Origin of the sequence: Priestia sp. AB (assembly GCF_028369225.1) — a bacterium.
Lineage (GTDB): Bacteria > Bacillota > Bacilli > Bacillales > Bacillaceae_H > Priestia > Priestia megaterium.
On the sequence record NZ_JAQMYN010000003.1, the window covers coordinates 158821 to 180108 of the forward strand.

Sequence of the window (21288 nt, forward strand, 5' to 3'; positions counted from 1 at the left end):
TTTAGCCTTCATGACTATTTACCTACCCTCTAAAAACCTTATTATATCAACGTTTAGTAAGGATTTCGCAGATCTTGAATCAGCTGACCTACTTGTTTTTATCATTCGAAAAATCACCTTACTTAATGTCAATAAATGTTTTTATCCTACTTTTCTACTATACTCCAAACAAAATGACTTTAAAAGAGATAATGGGCTATTTTTTGAAACTCTTGTCAATCTTTTCTCCCTATCAATAAAGAAAAACAGCACATCAATGTGCTGTTTTTCTCAAGTTTGTATGATTTATGACACTATATATCCTTAAATAGAATCAAATACTTGACGCAGTTGAGCTGCGCTTTTATTGATCGCCTGCTGAGCGAGTGGGACAAATTCATGAAACCCTAAAAATCCGTGAATCATCGTTTCATAATTTTCATAGGTGACGGGAACACCGTGATTTTTTAATGCGTCCGCGTAGTCTTTTCCGCTATCTCTTAGAGGATCATACTGTGCTGTAATAATGGTAGCGCTCGGTAGACTCGATAAATCTTCTAGTAATACCGGAGCGTTATAGGGATGCTGTTCTTCTTCTTTATTGTTTAAGTAGTGAAGACGAAACCAATCCATAAGATCTTTTGAAAGAAAATATCCTTCCCCATTTTCTTTCATAGAGGCAGGGTGCTGATTTTTAAATCCTACAGATGGATAAATAAGCAGCTGATGAACAATAGACGGACCCTGCCTTTCTTTTGCTAAAATGCTCACAACCGCAGCAAGGTTGCCACCGGCACTGTCGCCCCCGACGGCAATTTTGTTTGAATCGATATTTAATTGAGACGCATGAGCTGAAATCCAATCCAAGGCGTCATAGGCATCGTTTACTGCAGCGGGAAATTTATCTTCAGGAGCAAGACGGTAATCAACAGACACTACAATACAGTTTGTTTCATTTGCATACGACCTGCATATGGAGTCATGAGTATCCAGGCTGCCTAATACCCAGCCTCCTCCGTGATAATAAACAAGAGCGGGAAATGGCCCTGTTCCTTCAGGTTCATACACTCGTAGAGTGAGCGTACGTTCATTTAATTCAATTTCTTCATTATATACTTTTTTAACTACTTCTTTAGAAGGAGTTAAGGACATCTTTTCCATTTCCCTCAGCTGCGGGGGTGTAACGTCCTCTAAAGCAGGACGGGGCATTTCATTATATTGATTTAGAAATATTTGAATATGCGGATCTAACGGCATTCTTCTTCTCTCTCCTTTCAAGGTAACTCTATATGTAATGATGAATGAAATTTCAGAAAAAATCCAATATATTGTCTTCTCGGCAGGCTTTTGTTTGTTTTGATTAAAAATGGGTATAACAATTAAATAAAGAGGATGATATTCGTATATATTTTATTCTCACCTATATAAATACGTACAAAGGAGGCACACCGATGATTATTGTTTATATAAGCTTAGCTGTTGTTTTGGCATCACTTGCGTATCTTATTTACGCAGGCGTATCATTTAATAAAAAAATCAAGCCAACTGTGAACTCTGTAAATGCCACTTCTCAACATCTTCAAAACGAAACTGATCATATCAAAGAAAAAACAAATCATTTAAAAGTAACACAAGCAGCGATTAAAACCGATGTACAGTACAAAAAAGATTCGGTCAAATATACAGCCAACTCATTTAAACAGCTTGTTAATAGCTTTAAACGTTAAAAAAGGAAACCTCTATAAAGGTTTCCTTTTTTATTACATCGCCTGAGACGTATCTTTAGGAGGCGCAGCCGTTTTGTTTCGGTGGTAAATAGCGTTAATCTCTCCTCCAATAACGAGAATTAACCCCGTTAAAAATAGCCAAAGCATCAGAACAATCACGCCTCCTAAGCTTCCATAAGTAGCAGAATAATTGCCAAAGTTGCTTACGTAAAATGAGAACCCTAAAGATGTCAGCTGCCATAACAGCGTAGCAGCGAGCGCTCCGGGCCATACATGGGCAAAAGGAAACGTTTTGTTTGGAGCTAATCTGTATAATACGGATAAAACAAGTACCATAATGCCGACACCGATAATCCAGCGCAGAATATTTAAAACCACTGTTGTACCTGAAGGAAGAGAAAACCATTCGCTTATCCAATTTAACAAAACCCCTCCGAACACTGGTAAAAGAAGCGATACAACAATTGTTACAATTAATCCAATTGTTAAAAGAATGGACAAGCCTCTTACTTTAATAAACGAGCGCTGTTCTTTCACGTCGTAGGCTTGGTTCATTGCACGGATAAAGGCGTTCATACCGTTTGAAGCAGACCAAATGGTTCCTAAAATCCCTACAGTCAGTAACCCGCCGTTTGGTTGGCTTATAAATTGAGCTACGTTATCTTTAAAGATTGCAGCCGTTTCTCCCGGCATAACGCTTTGAAGGACATCGATTGCCTCTTCCGGTTTAATAGATAGATACGGAACAATCGATATCAGTAAAATAAGCATAGGGAATAATGATAGCATATAATAATAGGCTTGCTCAGCCGCTAGTCCCGTTGCTTGGTCTTCTTGAATTTCTTTACCAAGACTTTTTCCAAATGATAATAGCTTTTTCATGATAAACCTCTACTTTCTCTTTTTTTGTTCTTTTCCCATTTTATGCACTTTTCAACCTTGAAAGTGGAGAATTTCAAGCAAAATCTCAAATCAAACGATCAAGAGAAAGTAGAATGATGTTTCCTACACAAAAAAGTTCCAGCTCAAAAGAGCCAGAACTTTTCATCAGAGTGTTTATGTAGAGCAGACTAGCGAATGTGTCCTTGTGCACCACTTAATTGCTGTTGCGCCATTGCAACAAGATGCTTCGTCATTTCTCCACCAACAGAACCATTTGCACGAGCTGTTTGCTCAGCGCCAAGCTGAACGTTAAGTCTTCCCGCGATTTCCGTTTTTAACTGATCAAGAAGCTGTTCAGCACCTTGAACTAAAATAGGATTACGATTTGCCATGTTTATCACTCCTTTCCTTCAACAGCTTATATAGGTTAATGTTCCTTTCACTTGAAATTTTATACAACCTCTCTCAAAAAAAAAGATCCCTGGCTATCGCCGAGATCTTTTTTTCTTTTTAAGCTTTTTTACACTCGTTCAAGAGGCATTGTGCAGCAGCGGAAAGAACCGCCCGATTTAATAATTTCAGATATATCAACTTCAATTACTTTATAGCTCCGTTTCCTTAACTCTTCATTCACTTCTGTATTCATTGGCAAGCTGATCACCCGCTGATTACCGATTGATAATACATTGGTTCCCATCGTAAACTGCTCTTCTTTTGTTACTTCAATTAAGTCATATTTCATGCGAAGTAAATTTAATTCTTTCTCATGTAAAGCGGGTGAAAATACGAGCGCTTCTGTAGGTGATAAAATATTTAACACACAATCAAGATGCAGATAAGACCGATCAATAGGAATCGGAACAACCTCATAGGCTGGAAGCAGCTCTTGGATATGCTCCACACCTTCTTTACTTGTACGGTCGCTGAGCGCAATAAAAATAGCTTGTCCATCAATCAGCACATCTCCTCCTTCAATAGGATGGTCCGATACCTGATGGAAAGGAATATCTTGCTGCTGCAGCCAATCGGCTAGCACTTGTTCTTCTCCACTTCGAATCTCGCTGCCCATTTTCGTGACAATAACGGTGTCTCCGAGCGTATAGCCAATATCCCGCGTAAATACTTGTTCTGGAAATGGCTCTTGTGCAGATAGCCCGATGACTTCTACTCCTTCTTTTTGAAGGCATTCAACAAATTGACGGTGCTGCTTTGAAGCCAAGCTCTCATCAATATTTTCATCCGCATAGTGCTTTTGTGTTTCATTAATAATTTCTTCAATTTTCATATATGTAGGTGGGCAAACGACCACACGTTTTAATGTATCATACTCATTTTTACACCCATAACTATTCGTCATTTTAGCTGGCTGTTTCATTTGCATCTTTTTAATCCCCCTTCGTGCATTTATGTACAGTGTTCCCTAAATTCCCCGAAACATAAACACGATTTTGCTGAGGAAGCACCCCTGCGCATCTATCTAAAAAGCTTTTTCAGGCAAGAAAAACAAAAAAACACAATACTTCTTCTAATTACAATAACTGTTAGTATAAAATAGTCTAGTAACTGTACAAAAAATTGGAGGTTAATATGAATAAAGTAGCGAACGCATTATATGCGAGCAGGAAATTTTTATTAATACTATGGATAATCCTAATTATCGGATTTGGCTTTTATGCGGCTAAGCTTCCTTCTGTGCTGGGAGGAAACGGATTTGAAATGAAAGGAATGTATAAAGATACCGAGCAGCTTTTAGTTGGTAAATTTGACGTTAGCGAAGCTCAGATCATCGTTTTGTTTGAAAAAAAAGACGGAGTTTCTGACTCGAAATTCCAGCAAACGATCGCTCAGTATATGCAAAAAGCAAAGGAAAAATCAGACGCGTCGAAAGTCGACATACCAACGGCTTCTAACAAGATGATAAAAGGAAGCACAGCGTATGGAATTATCCACTTTAATCACGATGATGGCACGATGGATAAACGAGTGGAAAAGATCAGAACTCTTTCAGCTGAAGAAAAAGAAATGAGTGTAAAATTAACCGGTGGTCCTATTATTGAAAAAGATATGAATACAGCAAGCCAAGCTGATTTAGCAAAAGCGGAAGCCATTGGTATTCCTGTTGCTTTAGTTGTGCTTCTTCTAGCTTTTGGCGGCGTGGTAGCCGCTGCAATCCCTCTTATGATAGGAATTGTAACCGTCGTTACCACCATGGGCGTTGTCTATTTCTTCCATCCGTACACAGAGCTGTCCATCTTTATTTTAAATGTGATTCCAATGATTGGATTAGCTCTTAGTATTGACTTTGCCCTTTTATTTATTAATCGCTTTAAAGAAGAAATTCAAACAAAATCGGTAGAACAAGCAATCAAAATTACCATTCAAACAGCGGGACGCTCGGTCATCTTCTCAGGATTATGCGTATTTATTGGATTAGCGGGAATGCTGTTTATTCAAGTGGATATTTTCCGAAACGTCGCTCTTGGAGGAATGGCTGTTGTTTTTATTGCTGTGTTTTCAGCTCTTACGCTTCTTCCTTCCATACTGGCTATATTAGGTACACGCATTAATCGTTTACGCATCTTAAAAGTCAGCGAACAAGGCGGTCAGTCTAGGTGGCGTTCATTCGCTACATTTGTCATGAAAAAGCCTGTAACTATGACGATTGTTTCTCTTATCATTTTGTTAGTAGCACTTATTCCCGTTCGAGACATGCATCTAGAAATACCGTCTTCAGAAGCGCTCCCAACAAAATACGAGTCTCGTCAAGCTTTTGACACGTATAACGATACGTTTATAAATAAAAACACCGCAGACGTTTATTTTGTGCTAGAAGCTAAGCAAAATATGCTGAATGAAAAGCCTTTAATAAATGCCTTTACTTTTATAAAACAATTAAAAGAAGATTCGTTAGTTAAGCAAGTCGATTCTATTTCTACCGCTTTAAACGTAAAATCAAGTGATCACCTTCAAGCTATGCTAGAAAATCCGCAGATAAGTGCACAGACAAAGCCAGCTGTAGATTCGTTCATTAACGGACATTATATGCTCATAAAAGCTACGCTAGATACAGACCAAAATTCAGATCAAGCAAAAGATTTTGTTCGAAAATGGAAAGACAAACGTTCACCTTTCACCGTTCATATTGGCGGCTATCCAAAATTTGAACAAGAAATATTCGATGAAATTTATGAGAAAGCTCCATATGGTTTGGCTCTTGTTTTATTTTCAACGTATGTCATTTTAATGATTGCTTTTCGTTCTGTCCTCATTCCATTAAAGGCTATCATTATGAATATTTTAAGCTTAACAGCTACGTTTGGTTTACTTGTATGGCTGTTTCAAAATGGACATTTAGGTCTTACCGAATCTAATATTGCTTTAGTGCTGCCGGTCTTTGTTTTCGGCCTTGTATTTGGGCTTAGCATGGACTACGAAGTCTTTTTAATTTCGCGCATTCACGAAGTGTATCATCAAACCCGCGATAATAATGTGGCAACGGTAGAAGGCCTAGCTTCCACTAGTAAAATCATTACGAGCGCTGCTTTAATTATGATTGTAATTACAGGGGCCTTTGCTTTTACAGACGTAACGCCTGTTAAACAAATGGGTGTAGGAATTGCTTTAGCTATATTTATCGATGCAACGATTGTCAGAATGCTTCTTGTCCCTTCTCTTATGAAATTGCTTGGAGATGCCAACTGGTGGTTTTTCACTAAAAAACGCGATAAGTCCAGTTCCAACGAACAGTTAAAATCATAATAAAAAAACCCGCTCACTTGAGCGGGTTTTGCATTGATGGCTTCTTTATCGACTTAATTTTGCAAAAGCGATAATGCCTTCTTCATCGTCTAATTCCAGTTCTAGTCCTGCTGCGTATGGGTCTACGTTCATTTCCGTATCCAGCCAAAAGCGCAGGGCTTCAATAATGTTCAAAGTAATATGAACCTGCTTACGATCATGCACGTATGACTCTGCTGAAAAACCGTAGTCATCATCATACATTAGCTCAATCTCTACTTCTTGAGGCTGAACTTGTTTCTTTTCTGCGATATATAGGCACATTGCATTGATAATATCTTGTTCAGAAATTTTTATTGTCTCCAAGATTTCACTTCCTCATTTTTACGCTTGTTGCTACGTACGCTTTGGAATAACTTTACTACAAGAAGAATTAAAGCTACAATCACGAGCATGTTTACCATAAAGCCTAAAATTGGTCCTAATGGTCCTAAACTAGATAGCAAGCTTCCAAATAATAAGCCCGCAATTCCTCCCATTAAAAGACCTTTCATTAAGCCGCCGCGCTTTGAGCTAGCCGCTGTACTTTTAGATGATGAGTTTTTAGACGTATTGTTTTGCTTAACTGAATTATTGTTATTGTTTTTAAATAAGCTTGATTGGTTATTGCTTCCGCTGTCAAAAGAGCGCTTTCCTGACTTATACCCTTTTGCGCTTGCTACGTTTGAACCGTCATGAATAAGTGATCCACCGACTGGTGAAAACACAACCGCTAATGCGATAAATGCGGCCAATAATTTTTTTACCATTGTTTTCCCTCCACTAAATGACTAACGTCACATATGTTTTTTCATATATGATTTCCATATATGTTCCTACGTTTCATCATACCAAAAGGTTTCACTTTTTTATATAAAAATGCATCAAGCTCCATCAAATGTTCACAGGATTAAACATTTGCACGTATTTCGTGCTTATATAACATCAGTTAAGTATAAATCAAAGGCATTCATAAAACTAACAAAGGTCCTTCATCTTTATTATATATAGCTTATTTTACACTTCGCCGAAAACATTATCTAAAATTTCTATTTTTGAGGTAGTGACTTTTGCAGAATTCTTTGTTTGCTCCACTAATTTAATAATGTCTTTATGGGCCTGCTTAGCACCTATTATTAATAAAGGAACACCTATTACATTAATCTTTAACCTTCTTGAAAACAAACCTCCTAGTGTCATAGATAAGGGTACGGTGGGAGATGTATTGGAAAAAAGTATTTTCGTTTGTAATTCTCCTTTTTTATTTAGCAAATTGGCTAACTCATACATAGCAGGAACTACTACTTTTGAAGACCCTCTCCCTAATGTATATACTTCATTTTTTTCTTCATCATATCCATGAAAAATTAACTTCCCCATATCCTTAGAAGTCAATTTATTAAAAACATCAATATTTAATATTTCTTTATCAGTTGGTTCTCTATTAGCAGGGAGCTTTTTCAGATGGTAAGCGGCTGCCAATGCTGATGAATGTGTGCCTCCGTAGCAGTTATAAATATAAATCATCTTGTCATCTCCTAAATAACTAACTCTCCTTTCATTATGATCAAAATTTCTCTGCTCCATTCTTAGATTTCCCAGAAGAAATTCTGTTCTTTCCCTATTAAAACCCGTACAAAAAACATCCTGGAATACAATTGTTACACTCCATTCTTGACGTCCCACAACTACTTCCCTCTTGATTGAAGTTTAAAAAGATTCAAGAAATTCTTGGTAATAGAGACATTCAAACAGTAACAATAAAGGATCTATATACTTATATGACGAATAACATACAGGAAAAAGATTTAGTGAATGGATGAAATTTGTCTCTGAAAGCTTCTAACATTGCACGTTTGTAGTTAATTCGTCTTCAATACTTCATATTATATACTTGCCCTTTCATAAATAAGAGCTTTCTCTTATATGAATATGTATAGATAGACTAAAGTTAAAAAGGAGAGATACGATGTTGAATGAACAGTTCCCATTATCAACAGCAAATTTATCAGATGCAATGGAAGGTGCCAACCACTTAGACTTTTCTATTAAGCCATTGCAGCGTCATTACAAACTATTTGGACCGGCTCTTACTGTAGATACTCCTGCTGGCAATAATTACTCAGTGCTTGAAGCGATTCGACTAGCGGAACCCGGAAGCGTGCTCGTCATTGATGGAAAAAGCTACTGTAACCGTGCCTTAGCAGGAGATTTCGTAGTAGCCATGGCGAAGCTTGTTGGAATAAGCGGTATTGTACTAGATGGTGTTATACGAGATCAGGAAGACATTGAAAAACTCAATTTCCCCGTATTTTGTAAGGGCTCTACGATCGCAGCAAGCAGCAAAAAAGATAAAGGAATAGTAAATGAAACCATTTCCTGCGGGGGCGTAAAAATTCATCCTGGCGATTTTATTGCAGGTGACGATGGTGGAGTCATTGTCATTCCCAAAGAGGAAGCCGAAGAAGTATTAGCAAAAGCGCGGGAAAAGTGGCAAAAAGATAAAGACAGAGAAAATGAAGTATTAGTTAGCAAAGAAACGGTATATACGTATTTAGATAACGCCCTAAAATAAAAGACCTCCGCTTGGAGGTCTTTTATTTGTCATATTGTAAAAATTCTAATCGATTTCCGAACGGGTCATGGACAAAAAAACGCTCTCTCCCTGCAATAGGCTCTTCTTCAGAAAGAACGCAGCCCTCGTGTGCCAACTTACGTCTAAGCGTCTTAATATCTTCCACGACAAAAGCTGGATGCGCTTTTTTAGCAGGTATGTAGTCATCTTGAATACTGATATGCACTTCTTGAGTCCCACATTGAAACCATATGCCGCCTCTGTGCCTTAAATTTTCCGGTTTAAGAACAGTTTTCATTCCTAAAAGATTTTCATAAAAATTTCTTGCTTCTTGCTCGCATCCTTCTGGACCAAGAAGCTGAACATGATCAATTCCTAGAAACATCCACAAACCCCTTTCAAAAACGTCTTCCTAAAAGTTATTAATCAATGACTCTAGGATTATGAATAACCTGCAGTTCTTTTACAGCTTGCTTCATTTCGCTTTTGCAAATTGGACAAGTTGGCTGATCTCCGCTTTTAAAGTTATCTCGAACCCAGCAATTACACGTATCTGATGTACATTCCCAAACTTTTGTTTCTTCAATAACAGCCGGCTCTAAATTTTTACGATTATACATACACATCGTCTCCTTTAAACAGTACTTTTTAAGTGGATAATAAATGAAGATTAACTTAGCGTGTAAATGTGGTAAATGGTGCAAGATAAAGTGATACTATACATCCGTAAATCAATCTTTGAGGAATACATACGGCGTCTTGAAAGACTAAAATAAAAATGAAGTTATAACAAAGCAGATAGCAGTTGCTTTTCTTAAAACAACGGGATAGTCTGAAAAGAACAAAAATGAAGATCACAAAAATTATATATTTTACTATTATAACAGAGTTTATAATTTTTTACAAATCAGCTTCCATTTACTTGTTTTGCTTTTCATAAAAAAAAGCGAGCACATGATTAGGCTCGCTTTTCATTTCTTATCGAGTTTGTCCGTTTCCACTCATAATATATTTAATTGTCGTAAGCGCAGGAAGTCCCATTGGACCGCGTGCATGAAGCTTTTGAGTTGAGATCCCAATTTCAGCTCCAAATCCTAGAGCTCCTCCGTCAGTAAAACGCGTAGATGCATTATGATACAGTGCGGCTGCATCCACTAAAGACATGAAGCGTGAAACGGCTTGTTCATCTTCTGAAATGATGGCTTCAGAGTGTTTTGTTCCATATGTTTCGATGTGGTCAATCGCTTCATCCACACTCTCTACTACTTTCATCGCGATCGCTAAGCGCAAATACTCTTCAGCCCAGTCTTTTTCAGCCGCTGGTTTTGCTCCAGGAATTTCACCTACTGTCGCTTTGTCACCATATACTTCAATATTATGATCGTTGAATGCTTGAATCAATTCATCTTTATGAGAATCGAGCCAGTTCTTGTGTACAAGAACCGTTTCTGCTGCGTTACACACCGCTGGTCGATCTGTTTTTGCATTAATCAAAATCGGAATGGCCTTCTTAACGTCAGCTTTTTCATCGATATAAATATGGCAGTTTCCGACTCCTGTTTCTAACACCGGAACCGTTGCGTTATTGACGACCGCTTGAATCAATGAAGCCCCTCCGCGCGGAATTAGCACGTCAATATGCTCTTTCATTGTAAATAATTCTTGCGTAGCCGCACGATCTGTACTTGAAATAAACTGTACCGCTTCTTTAGGGATTGGCGTTTCATCAAGAGCTTTATGAATAATGTCCACGATAGCTTGGTTAGATGAAATAGCTGAAGAACCGCCTTTTAACACAATGGCATTTCCAGATTTCAACGCTAGCCCTGTTGCATCTACCGTTACGTTTGGACGTGCTTCATAAATCATTCCGATAACGCCAAGAGGCACGCGTACTTGCTTTACATCTAGACCATTATCCAATGTCCAGCTTGATAAAATATCTCCTGTTGGATCATCTAACTCAGCAACCTCACGAAGGCCGTTGGCAAATTCTTTTACACGTTCCGCTGAAAGAGCAAGGCGGTCCATCAGTGCTTCATCAAAACTTTTTTCTTTCCCGTTTTTTAAGTCTACTTCATTTGCTTTTAAAATATACTCCGTGTTGCTTTCAAGTGTAGAAGCAATCGTTAACAGTGCATCATTTTTTTGTTCTGTTGTCAGTAAACTTAATTGCTTAGCTGCTTTTTTTGCTGAAATAGCTTGTTCTTCTACTGAATACTTTTCATTTGTTTGTAACACCAAATCACTCCTGGATTCGTTTTAGTTTTGTTTGATTTTAAAGTGTGAGGCATAAGAGGTAAATGCAATCATGCAAAGAAAAGGAAGGGCTCCTTTTCTTTACAGCATGTTTGCTTACAAACCGACCGGTACTGGAATTTCTAAGTGACACACTAGACCTTCGCTGTCTACGATCGGTTGGTCAATTGGCTCATTCAGTGCAAGTTCATCAGATGAATAATTTGTCACGCCAAGAGCCAGCTCATTTTCGTCTTTATCTAGAATACGTACAACTGCTCGTTCACTAAAGTGGCCTTTAATATATTTAACGTGCTCGCGAAGTAAAGGCTCTTTATCTTCAATAATTGCACATTTCGCGGCATCTTCGACTACTATTTCCCCTTCAGGACCAGAGTTAAACGCAATCCACTGCTTTTTCTGATTAAGGTTCGCAGAATCATCTTCAGATTCAAAATACGTTCCTGTTGCATCTCCGTCAACCGCTTGTGTTAAGATGTTTGGCACGCCGGCTCTTCCTAAAAATGCTGGAATTCCTGACGCCATAGCGATTTTGAACGCGTCAATTTTCGAGCGCATACCGCCTGTTCCAACTGAACTTCCTGAATCTCCTGCAGATTCTTCGATTTCTTGCGTGATTTCCCCTACGTGAGGAACTAATTTTGCATTTGGATCCTGGCGAGGGTCCGCGCTGTATAAGCCATCAATATCCGATAAAATAATAAGCAGGTCGGAATCCACTAGTCCAGCAACTTTAGCTGAAAGTGTATCATTATCGCCAAATTTTAATCGATTGATGGTTACCGTATCGTTTTCATTGACAATTGGCACAATACCGCGTTCTAACAGCACGTTAATTGTATTTCGTGCATTGTTGTAACGATTTTCGTCTGAAAAATCGTCTCTCGTAATTAAGATTTGAGAAGCAACGTATCCATGGGATAGAAACAGTTCTGAATAAGCCTCCATTAACAGTCCTTGACCGATTGAGGCAGCTGCTTGTTTTTCAGGTAAAGAGCTAGGTCGCTCTAAGCAGCCAAGCTTGCGGTATCCTGCAGCTACAGCTCCTGATGAAACCAATAGTACTTCATGACCGCTATCTTTTAAGTCTACGACTTGGTCCACAAGGCGCTCGAGCTTCCGTCTGCTGATTTCACCGTGTGAACTTGTTAATGAACTACTTCCAATTTTAATTACAACCCGCTTCTTATTGTCGGGACTCATCAAATCACTCCTAGTGTGTTCTGTATGTTTTCTTGTTTATGATTATTTTTTTGTGGTGAGGAATTCACGAAGAAGATAAGTGACGAATTAATTAGTACTTGCCACTTTTTGTAGTTGAGCACTCATTTCTTTTGAACGCTTTGATGCTCCTTTGACTGCTTGCATCATTGCTTCTCCGCCGCCGTGTTTAGCTAAGGCATCTAAACCAGCTGCTGTTGTACCGTTTGGAGACGTCACATTTTCACGAAGCTCCGTCGGCGTTTCATCTCTTTCCATCATCATTCTTGCTGCACCGTAAATGGTTTGGGCGCCAATTTCACGTGCTAGCTCAGGATCGAGACCTTCTTCTTTAGCTGCTTTTTCGATATGCTCCATAAGGAAATAAAAATAAGCGGGTCCACTTCCGGCAATTCCTGTAAAAATGTCCATTTGAGGCTCATCAATCACGTACACTTTTCCGATTGCAGAAAGCAGCTCTTTTGCTGTTAGCACAGCATCCATTGCAGCATATTGACCTGGAGATATAGCCGTTGCTGATTGCTGAATCATACTTGATGTATTCGGCATCACTCGAATGACCTGCTGTTCATCATGCAACAACTCTTCCATGTAAGAAGACGAAATCCCTGCAAGAACAGATAGGACAAGCTGGTCTTTGTTGATTTGAGGCTTTAATTCGTTTAATGCCTCTTCAGCGCCTTTTGGCTTCATTGCTAGAATAAAAACGTCAATGTCATCTGTTTTCAGCTCGCTGCGCTTTACTGCTGTGATACCATATCTATTTTCAAGTTCGTGCAGTCGCGCATCATTGCTTCGATTCGTTACGATAATATTTTCAGCAGGTAATTTCTTTGCATTGATCATACCAGAAATCATCGCTTCTGCCATTGATCCAGCACCTAAAAAAGCAACTTTTTGTTTTTGATCCATCAAATCTCCCCTGTCATTTGTTCGTATTTTTGTTCTCGTTTCTTTCAACGGTTCCTATAGTAACATGCTGAAAAAGAGTGTCAAGTTGAATTTAACCGTTTTTTTCCTCCTTGAGCGTATAACCTTATGCATATGTAAGCGTAAACAAAACTTTTTTAAATATTTTTTTCTGCAAAAAAAAACGATTTTTTTTATAAAAATACGTTTATATAAAGAAAATCGGGGCATATTATATAGTTTGGACTTTAAATTTTTTTACGAAAAATAGAGGAATTTTGAAAACGTTATTTGAACAATATAATAGGTTTGCTAAAATGAACCTATGTACCAGCATCTTGGTTTTTTTTGAAAAATTTACTTTTGATGTAAACCACGCCGTGCTGTCGACATTAAAATAAACAAAACGACATACAATCTAGGAAGTATCGAAACATTATTGGAGGTTCTATTATGAAGAACAACTCGTTTTCTACAGTTCCATCGTCTTCAGAAGGAATAGAGAAACAGGATTTACACGTTGTGGGAATTGGCGCTTCTGCCGGAGGGTTAGAAGCTATTGAGCAGTTTTTCGCTAATATGCCTTCACCAAATGGAATGGCGTTTATTATTGTACAGCACCTTTCCTCTAAATATAAAAGTTTTATGCCAGAACTTTTAGCAAAAAAAACAGGAATGAATATCAAACTGACACAAGACGGGATGACTTTACAAGAAGACACAATTTATTTAAATCCTCCCCATCATTATGTGACCGTTATGGATCATACTCTTCGCCTTCGTCCTTATGAAGAAAACGATCAGGTGAAATATCCGATTGACGCCTTTTTTCATTCTCTGGCTGCTGCAAAAAAACACCGGTGTACAGCCATTATTTTATCAGGAAAAGGAAATGATGGAACAGGAGGAGCAAAAACGATACGAGAGTATGGCGGAACTGTACTTGTACAAGATGAAAGCACAGCAAAGTACAGAGATATGCCTCTAAGCGCTATTGATGCACACCTTGCTGATTATATTCTTTCTCCTGCTGATATGCCTGACCTTGTGCAAACGCATGTCAGCCAAACTGAATTTACATATAATGAAGAAACGCTGCAATACATTTATTCATTAATAAAGAAGAAAACAGGCATCGACTTCTCCATGTACAAAAAAAACACGGTGCTGCGACGACTTGAAAAGAGAATGGCTTTACTCGATCCTCCCTCTCAAACGATGGAAGAGTACCGGGACTATTTATGTAAAGAAGCCGAAGAAATCGTCGAACTGCAGCGAGACCTGCTGATTGGAGTGACGCAATTTCTTAGAGATAAAGAAGCATTCTCTATTATTGAAGAACAAGTCATCCCTCAATTAGTTGAAAGAAAGATTCATAGTCAAGAAGATGAAATCCGCATCTGGGTAGCAGGTTGTTCTACTGGTCAAGAAGCATACACGTTAGCTATTTTGCTTCATGACTATTTATCAACAATCAACCGTTATTTCGATGTCCGAATCTTTGCTACGGACATCGATCGTCATGCAATCAAAAGAGCTAGTCAAGGCATTTATGAAGAAGCGGAAGTTCATTCCTTCTCAGCAGCTCAGATTAATGAATATTTTGAGCAAACAAAACACGGTGGTTATCAAGTTAAAAAAACAATCCGTAAAATGATTGTTTTTGCCCCGCATAATATAGGAAAAGACTCGCCTTTTGTAAACGTTGATTTAATTAGCTGTCGAAATATGATGATTTACTTCCAAGCTGAACTGCAGCAGCGCATTCTGTCTCTTTTTCATTTTTCTTTGACAGAAGAAGGCGTACTTTTTTTAGGGCCTAGTGAAACAACGGGAAATTTGTCTGATTTGTTCCGCCCTATCAACAGTAAGTGGAAAATATTTAAGCGTTCAGGACAGCCCAGCCGACAAATTACAGGAGCTTTTAATCTTTCAAAATCCAACTTGCATGAAGGTGATTTTTCTAGCGTACCGCTGCCAAGTCAGCTTTATAAGCCGCTTGCTTCGCTTAAATTAGATGAGATGTATCAGTCAATGATTGATCACTTTATGAGCCCTTGTCTTGTATTAAATGAATACAACGAAGTGATATTTTGTTCAAAAGAAGCGACTCAGCTTATTAACGTTCCTGTAGGGAAAATTAATTATACAATTTTCAAAATGGTTCCAGTTCACGTCTCTTTAGCCATTGGAGCAGCTATTAAACGCGTAAAAGAGCAAGGTATGAGCGTATGCTGTCAGCACATTGAGTTTGTCATAAACAACGTTCAGCGCCGTTTTACCCTCACGATATCTGCTCTTCCAACAAATCACTCTCTTTACTTACTTATGTTTGATGAACAGACAGATGGTGCCGTTATTGATAAGGAAAAGCCCATGTTTCTTAATCAAACCAGCTCGATTAGTGAGCTTGTAGTAGATTTAGAGCAAGAGCTTCATTACACGCAGCAGCATTTGCAAACGACGATTGAAGAGCTAGAAACAGCAAATGAGGAGCTAAAGTCCACGAATGAAGAACTGATTGCTTCTAACGAAGAGCTGCAGTCCACAAATGAAGAACTGCAGTCTGTTAATGAAGAGTTAATTAGTGTTAACAATCAGTACGAGCGAAAGATTGAAGAATTAACGGACTTAAATAACGATATTGATAATTTATTAATCAGTACAACTATTGCTACTATCTTTTTAGACGAGCAGCTGAATATTAAATTATTTACGCCGGAAACGAAAACAGTGATCAACGTTCTTCATCAAGATATCGGAAGACCTTTCTTTCATATTTCGCATAACTTTAGATATGATCATCTAATCGAGGACGCAATGCACGTTTTAAGAACAAATAATACCCTTCAAAAAGAAATTCAAAGCTACGATAACCAATGGTACAGCATGAAAATGATGCCTTATCGTACAAATGAGAATTTAATTAACGGTGTAGTTATTACGTTTATTAATATTACAGAAATTAAACGATCAAATGAAGAATTGGCTATTACATCCTTTGCAGTAGCTCACAGTCCTACGGGCATTTTCATTACCGATCATCAAGGTAAAATTAAGTACATTAATCAAAAGTTCATGGAGCAAAAGCATGCGCCGCAAGAAGTATTTGGGCTGCACATCTATGACTTATATACAAAAAAGTTGGGGGTTAAAAGGTTCCCTAAGATTTGGAATGAAGTATATAGAGGAGAAAAATGGAACGGAGAAATTTCCTACGTTCAAGAAGACGGAGAAACCGTTTGGGAACAGTTAGCCTTAATGCCTGTTAAAAATGATCAGGACGAAATCATCCATTACATTGGGCTAAGCGAAGATATTTCACAGCGCAAACAGTCGGAAATGATGCTCAAAAATTCAGAGATGCTGTCAGCACTTGGACAGCTGGCTGCCGGCATTGCCCATGAAATACGAAACCCTCTTACATCATTAAAGGGCTTTTTACAGCTTATGATGCAAGAAGAAACGTATAAAAAAGAATATATGGATGTCATGATGTCCGAATTTAACCGCTTAGAACTGATTATTAGCGAACTGCTCATTCTAGCCAAACCCGAAGTCGTAAAATATGAAAATAAACAGATAAATTTAATTCTTCAAGACGTATGTACGCTGCTGCATACACAGGCCATTCTTAAAAATATTACTATTTCAACAGATTTTGAAGAAAAATTACCTGTTGTTCATTGTATTGAAAAAGATATGAAACAAGTATTTATCAACATGGTGAAAAATTCTATTGAAGCGATGGATGACCCCGGGTCTATTCTGGTGGTATCTAAATTTGATCCAGATACAAATCAAGTAGTCGTCCAAGTGATAGATGAAGGAAAAGGCATGCAGAAAGATCGATTAACACGAATTAGCGAGCCTTTCTATACAACAAAAGAAAAAGGAACAGGATTAGGATTGATGGTGAGTCACAAAATCATTAGTAATCATAAAGGAAGCATTTCGTATGATAGTGAAGAAGGAAAAGGAACAACGGTAGAAATTCGATTGCCGCTTTCTTAATATACTTTGTTCTTCTGTCTTAAACAGTCAAGCTCCTGATTAATTACATCTTGAATGTCAAACAAATGTGTAGAGACCAGTTCAATATATTCTCCTTTTCCTGCTTCAATTACGTCGGAGCGGATAATACTCAAGAGGTCTTGAATGGTTAGCACATTTGTTTTCATTTCTCGAAAATGACGCTGAAGATCAACTAGCTGCATTTTTTTCGCCGTTTCTACATCTGTTTCCCTGACTGAAAAATCTTGGCTTACTTGTGATGAGTCTTGCATAAGCATAGAGCGAAACTGTTGAAGAGTTGATTGAACACTCGTCATATGCTCGTGAATAGGATAGCAGAAAACAGCGTGCAGCGAATGATAGGCTTCAGGCTTAAAATGAAAATCAAAAAGAGCAACCGGGTTAGAAAACGTGCGCATATTTACTTCGATTTGCACTTCTTCCTTTCCCTGGAGTGCTCTTTTTACTTTTTCTTGACTATCTTCATCAACTAGATCTAAAAAGTTCTGAACAGGCGGGAAATTTTTCGTGACGCTTGGTGTAAATTCAATTATTTCGTTGTCTTTATTGAGTAAAAACATTGGAACCGGAATGTGTTGAATCGGCAAACTGATCATATTTCTTCCCCCATTACTAACATTTTATCTTGCGTCGAACTTTCTTTATTGTTGATTAGAAGCCAGTCTTTAAAAGCTTGAATATGATTAATGAATATGGTTTTTGAAGATTCTGAAGCCGATAAATCATGCGTATTGAGAAGCCTGCTGCCTACTAATACAAGAGGACTTTGCGGCATGTTTTCAATCTCAGCAATGTATTTTTGTAAATCAGGCAGCAAATGTACTTGTGAGACGGACAAACATACTACATCAGGGTCCCACTTCTCGATACTTTTTAAAGCGAACGGTAGCGGCAAATTGGCTCCTAAGTTTTTCACTTCCCATCCATGTTCTCTCATAAGTCCTGCAATCATTTTAATGCCTAAGTAATGCTCTTCTCCTTCAATGCAAAAAAGAAGGGCCCGATTACGCTGAAGCAATTGCTGCTGAGAAAGCTGAAAACGAGTTAACACATAGTCACAGGCTGCAGTAGCCAAATGCTCGTCCGCGACTGAAATTTTATTTTCTTGCCACCTTTTCCCTATCTCATACATCGCTTCTGTCAGAAACGTATATACGTCGGTTGAAGAATGACCTTCTTCTATATATATAGCAATAAGCAGCCAGCTTTTTTGAACGTCTCCTTCTAGCAAACAATCAGCTAAAGCCGCTACATTACGAGAGTAAACGATACGATCACGCCCTTTTCCTAAAGTTACAATAAATCTTTAGGTAAAACTTCCTTTTTGCACGATGGACAACATGCGTAGACACCTTTATTTTCATCATAATCTACGTTCATCGGCTGCTTGCATGCTTTACATACAGCATGTACGTAGTTTAAATATTTTTCTACTAATAAACGTGTTGCCCCACTTGTTTTCCCGCAATAATAGCAAATAAACCTTACTTTTCCTTTTTTTGTTATCTCTACTTCTCGCATATGCTGACAAGATTCACAGCGATCCCAGCTGCGAAGGTAATCGCTCAGAGAATATTGTGGTTTATTTGTTTCTATATACATTTTTGTTTCTTGATTTCTTATTTTATCTTCCGTAAAGTCAATTGACCGAATAAGCTGTTTAGCGCCTAGCTTTGATTCAATTCTAGCTGCCATAAACGCTTCATTCTTTCCTCCATAAGGCATATTGATCCATATAGTGGATTCATCGATAATAAGCAGTGACATCGGAACAGCAGATGAAATGATATGAGCACTGTCAATCCGAACTTCTTTTGGTTCACGAGTAAGAACGGTCACTTCACCTTTAAAAGAATTTAACATATCCCGTATTTCTTGAGGAACAAGGGAAGCATAAGGAATACACAATAAAATCTGCTGCTGAGCTTGATATAAGTCTTTTTTTAACTGACTGCTGTTCGATGGATGGTACCAAATCAATTTAGGATGCTGAATGACTTCTTTTAAAAATTGCTGAGGCTGGTATACTTTTTGATTTTCGTTAAAGTGGTTGACCAACTTCCATAACGCTCGCTCCTTTGGTACACGCTGCTGGGCAAACGACTCGTCTGAAAGCATAATAAATTTCCCCTTTGAACGCGTCACCGCCACGTTTACCAATCGATCGCTATTTTCATTTGTTAAAAGTAAACCTGGTTTTGACTGCGGCTTTGTATCGACCGTATCAAAAATCATGATATCTCGTTCCGCGCCTTGAAATTTGTGTACGGTTGCTGCAATTATATCGATAGCTGGTTCGATATCTTGAAGAAGTGCATTGACCAATTTAGCTTGAGACTTATAAGGAGTCACATAGCCAATAGTAGCTGAAGAAGATTTGCGTGCCCGCAACATCAAACTTACCGCCAACACAGCCGTTATCACATTGTAGCGTGAACCAGAAGCAGCATCTCGCATAGCGGAAGAATGCAAATGACCAATGTTAAGCATAAGCGCTGCTTCATGAGCAAACGGCCGGCTGCTTGCTACTACTTCTCGACTTGTTGTGACAGATGGATGATCCCCTACTCGATTGCTGTAAATATAGCGATTTGTAAAAGCTGAGATATCTTTATGCATTCTTCTTTGCTTCGTCAACATAAAAAGATGCGGGTGTATCTCACCGCTTTCTACTTGCTCTACAAGACCCGTCTGCTCAAATAAATCTCGCTGCAGCCACTTCTTCACTTCAGCATGAGAAGATTGAGATACCGGGGGAAGCTGTTTAAAATCGCCGCACACGATAATTCGTTTTCCTAACGCAGCTGCAAAAGCAATTTGCGGTGCATATGCCATGCTAATTTCGTCTACCACAACCATATCAAATTCACTTTGATAAAGTAATCGGTCAATAGCCGCTTTTGATAAAGTAGTACCTACAATATACGCTTGATCAAAAACATTTTTCTCCGCTTCAATCCACTTGTTACGAAGGGCGTTTAGCTTTTTATTAACTTGCTGAAGCTGGTGTGCTCTATTGGGATACCTGCTTAAGTAAACTCGTTCTTCTTGTAAATCACGCATCTCCTGAGCTAAATCCGGATCATCTTCTCCAATGACTTCTTCTACTTTTATATTTTCTAAGCCGCTGCTTTTTGTTGCTCCGTATCGAATGAGTTTTCCTTTTTTCCAAGCTTCTTTCTTTTTTAACTGACGCGCAGTTTCTTGCAGCAAACCGTCCACCGCTGCATTACTGTGAGATAATAAAAGGATCCGCTTTGATTTCCGGTAATAGCTTGCCACGATTTTGGACAGCGTATATGTTTTTCCTGTTCCAGGAGGCCCCCAAATATAAGTAGTACGGTTATAACGCGCTCGCAGCAACACTTCATGAAGAGCGTTCTTAGACGTATACTCCTTATGACGAACAGGACTATTACCTCTCATAAGACGTTTGATTCTCACTATTTTTTGCTTGTAATCTTTTGCTTCCGTGAGTCTATCAATGAGAGCCTGCAATAATTCCCATGGTTCGTTATATATATCGAGTTCGTCTACTTCTTGTCCAATAAACGCATCTATTTTAAGATACAAATCAAACCCTTCTGTTCCGATAACTTCTCCTTTACTTTCTTTATGCTGGTGGACAAGGCGTACCTGAGCTCCATCAAAAAGGTATAAATCGGCTGTGCGTTCAAACCGGTAAAGATACGCATCTCCCTGCTGCCCTAAGTATTCTCCTTTTCCTACCGTATACTTTTCTCCGCCGTGTTTCTTCATATAATTAATCTCAATTGAAAGTGCGCGCACCCATGCTTTTAAATATGAAGAGATAGAGCGTTTTTCCATAGATGTCTAACTCCCTTTTCATCCGTTCATTTCTAACTTGTCTATTCTATCATGTCATTTGAATATAGCATAGCTTCTTTCTTCTTCATTTTTATA

General features: G+C 38.3%; 19 protein-coding genes. 4 read left to right on the top strand and 15 right to left on the bottom strand.

The window, feature by feature from the left end; all coding sequences use genetic code 11:
* Positions 1-303 precede the first annotated feature (303 nt).
* Complete coding sequence (locus tag POF52_RS10490; protein ID WP_271992470.1) at positions 304-1236, bottom strand: alpha/beta hydrolase; 933 nt, start codon at positions 1234-1236, stop codon at positions 304-306.
* Positions 1237-1430: 194 nt separating this feature from the next.
* Between POF52_RS10490 and POF52_RS10495 the strand changes: the two genes are divergently transcribed.
* Complete coding sequence (locus POF52_RS10495; protein WP_025752355.1) at positions 1431-1706, top strand: hypothetical protein; 276 nt, start codon at positions 1431-1433, stop codon at positions 1704-1706.
* Positions 1707-1739: 33 nt separating this feature from the next.
* Here POF52_RS10495 and POF52_RS10500 read toward each other — a convergent pair whose 3' ends face one another.
* The 3 genes from POF52_RS10500 to POF52_RS10510 form a co-directional block, all read right to left on the bottom strand.
* Complete coding sequence (locus tag POF52_RS10500; RefSeq protein ID WP_016764059.1) at positions 1740-2588, bottom strand: YihY/virulence factor BrkB family protein; 849 nt, start codon at positions 2586-2588, stop codon at positions 1740-1742.
* Between the two features lie 188 nt (positions 2589-2776).
* Positions 2777-2980 carry an alpha/beta-type small acid-soluble spore protein gene (locus POF52_RS10505; protein ID WP_013056997.1) on the bottom strand — a complete coding sequence of 68 codons (204 nt, stop codon included), beginning with the start codon at positions 2978-2980 and terminating at the stop codon, positions 2777-2779.
* Between the two features lie 128 nt (positions 2981-3108).
* Positions 3109-3969, bottom strand: a complete 861-nt coding sequence (locus POF52_RS10510; protein ID WP_271992476.1) for a dimethylarginine dimethylaminohydrolase family protein — start codon at positions 3967-3969, stop codon at positions 3109-3111.
* A 206-nt stretch (positions 3970-4175) separates the two neighbouring features.
* Here POF52_RS10510 and POF52_RS10515 point away from each other — a divergent pair, with 206 nt between their 5' ends.
* Positions 4176-6347: an MMPL family transporter gene (locus tag POF52_RS10515; RefSeq protein WP_271992478.1), complete on the top strand. Its 2172-nt coding sequence runs from the start codon at positions 4176-4178 to the stop codon at positions 6345-6347.
* A 45-nt stretch (positions 6348-6392) separates the two neighbouring features.
* Here POF52_RS10515 and POF52_RS10520 read toward each other — a convergent pair whose 3' ends face one another.
* From POF52_RS10520 to POF52_RS10530, 3 genes are all read right to left on the bottom strand, one after another.
* Positions 6393-6692 (bottom strand): YxcD family protein, encoded by a 300-nt coding sequence (locus tag POF52_RS10520; protein ID WP_013056994.1) that lies wholly within the window; start codon positions 6690-6692, stop codon positions 6393-6395.
* The gene (locus POF52_RS10525) at positions 6680-7135 is read right to left on the bottom strand and encodes a hypothetical protein (protein WP_043982395.1); all 456 of its coding nucleotides are present in this window, start codon (positions 7133-7135) and stop codon (positions 6680-6682) included. The genes POF52_RS10520 and POF52_RS10525 overlap by 13 nt, the downstream gene beginning before the upstream one ends.
* 247 nt (positions 7136-7382) lie before the next feature.
* Positions 7383-7892, bottom strand: a complete 510-nt coding sequence (locus POF52_RS10530) for a DUF3189 family protein (RefSeq protein WP_043982658.1) — start codon at positions 7890-7892, stop codon at positions 7383-7385.
* Positions 7893-8334: 442 nt separating this feature from the next.
* On the opposite strand from POF52_RS10530, the gene POF52_RS10535 reads away from it, so the two are divergent.
* Positions 8335-8940 (top strand): RraA family protein, encoded by a 606-nt coding sequence (locus tag POF52_RS10535; RefSeq protein WP_043982393.1) that lies wholly within the window; start codon positions 8335-8337, stop codon positions 8938-8940.
* A gap of 22 nt (positions 8941-8962) precedes the next feature.
* Here the strand turns inward: POF52_RS10535 and POF52_RS10540 are convergent, their stop codons facing one another.
* The 5 genes from POF52_RS10540 to proC all read right to left on the bottom strand — a co-directional run bounded on the left by POF52_RS10540 (position 8963) and on the right by proC (position 13332).
* Complete coding sequence (locus POF52_RS10540) at positions 8963-9325, bottom strand: VOC family protein (RefSeq protein WP_016764055.1); 363 nt, start codon at positions 9323-9325, stop codon at positions 8963-8965.
* 37 nt (positions 9326-9362) lie between these two features.
* Positions 9363-9560: a cold-shock protein gene (locus POF52_RS10545; RefSeq protein WP_013056990.1), complete on the bottom strand. Its 198-nt coding sequence runs from the start codon at positions 9558-9560 to the stop codon at positions 9363-9365.
* Between the two features lie 358 nt (positions 9561-9918).
* Positions 9919-11181, bottom strand: a complete 1263-nt coding sequence (locus POF52_RS10550) for a glutamate-5-semialdehyde dehydrogenase (RefSeq protein WP_271992482.1) — start codon at positions 11179-11181, stop codon at positions 9919-9921.
* 114 nt (positions 11182-11295) lie between these two features.
* Positions 11296-12402, bottom strand: coding sequence for a glutamate 5-kinase (proB, locus tag POF52_RS10555; protein ID WP_016764053.1), 1107 nt, complete (start codon positions 12400-12402; stop codon positions 11296-11298).
* A gap of 87 nt (positions 12403-12489) precedes the next feature.
* Positions 12490-13332, bottom strand: coding sequence for a pyrroline-5-carboxylate reductase (gene proC, locus POF52_RS10560; protein ID WP_176584655.1), 843 nt, complete (start codon positions 13330-13332; stop codon positions 12490-12492).
* A 450-nt stretch (positions 13333-13782) separates the two neighbouring features.
* Between proC and POF52_RS10565 the strand changes: the two genes are divergently transcribed.
* Positions 13783-17343, top strand: coding sequence for a CheR family methyltransferase (locus tag POF52_RS10565; RefSeq protein WP_271992487.1), 3561 nt, complete (start codon positions 13783-13785; stop codon positions 17341-17343).
* On the opposite strand, the gene POF52_RS10570 is transcribed toward POF52_RS10565, so the two are convergent.
* From POF52_RS10570 to POF52_RS10580, 3 genes are read right to left on the bottom strand one after another with little or no spacing between them, the layout of a single operon-like run.
* Positions 17340-17960 carry a hypothetical protein gene (locus POF52_RS10570; RefSeq protein WP_271992491.1) on the bottom strand — a complete coding sequence of 207 codons (621 nt, stop codon included), beginning with the start codon at positions 17958-17960 and terminating at the stop codon, positions 17340-17342. The two genes, POF52_RS10565 and POF52_RS10570, sit on opposite strands and share 4 nt — an antisense overlap.
* Complete coding sequence (locus tag POF52_RS10575) at positions 17957-18664, bottom strand: cobalamin B12-binding domain-containing protein (protein ID WP_334314405.1); 708 nt, start codon at positions 18662-18664, stop codon at positions 17957-17959. The genes POF52_RS10570 and POF52_RS10575 overlap by 4 nt, the downstream gene beginning before the upstream one ends.
* Positions 18658-21192: an AAA domain-containing protein gene (locus POF52_RS10580; RefSeq protein ID WP_271992493.1), complete on the bottom strand. Its 2535-nt coding sequence runs from the start codon at positions 21190-21192 to the stop codon at positions 18658-18660. Before POF52_RS10580 ends, POF52_RS10575 begins: the two co-directional genes overlap by 7 nt.
* Positions 21193-21288 lie beyond the last annotated feature (96 nt).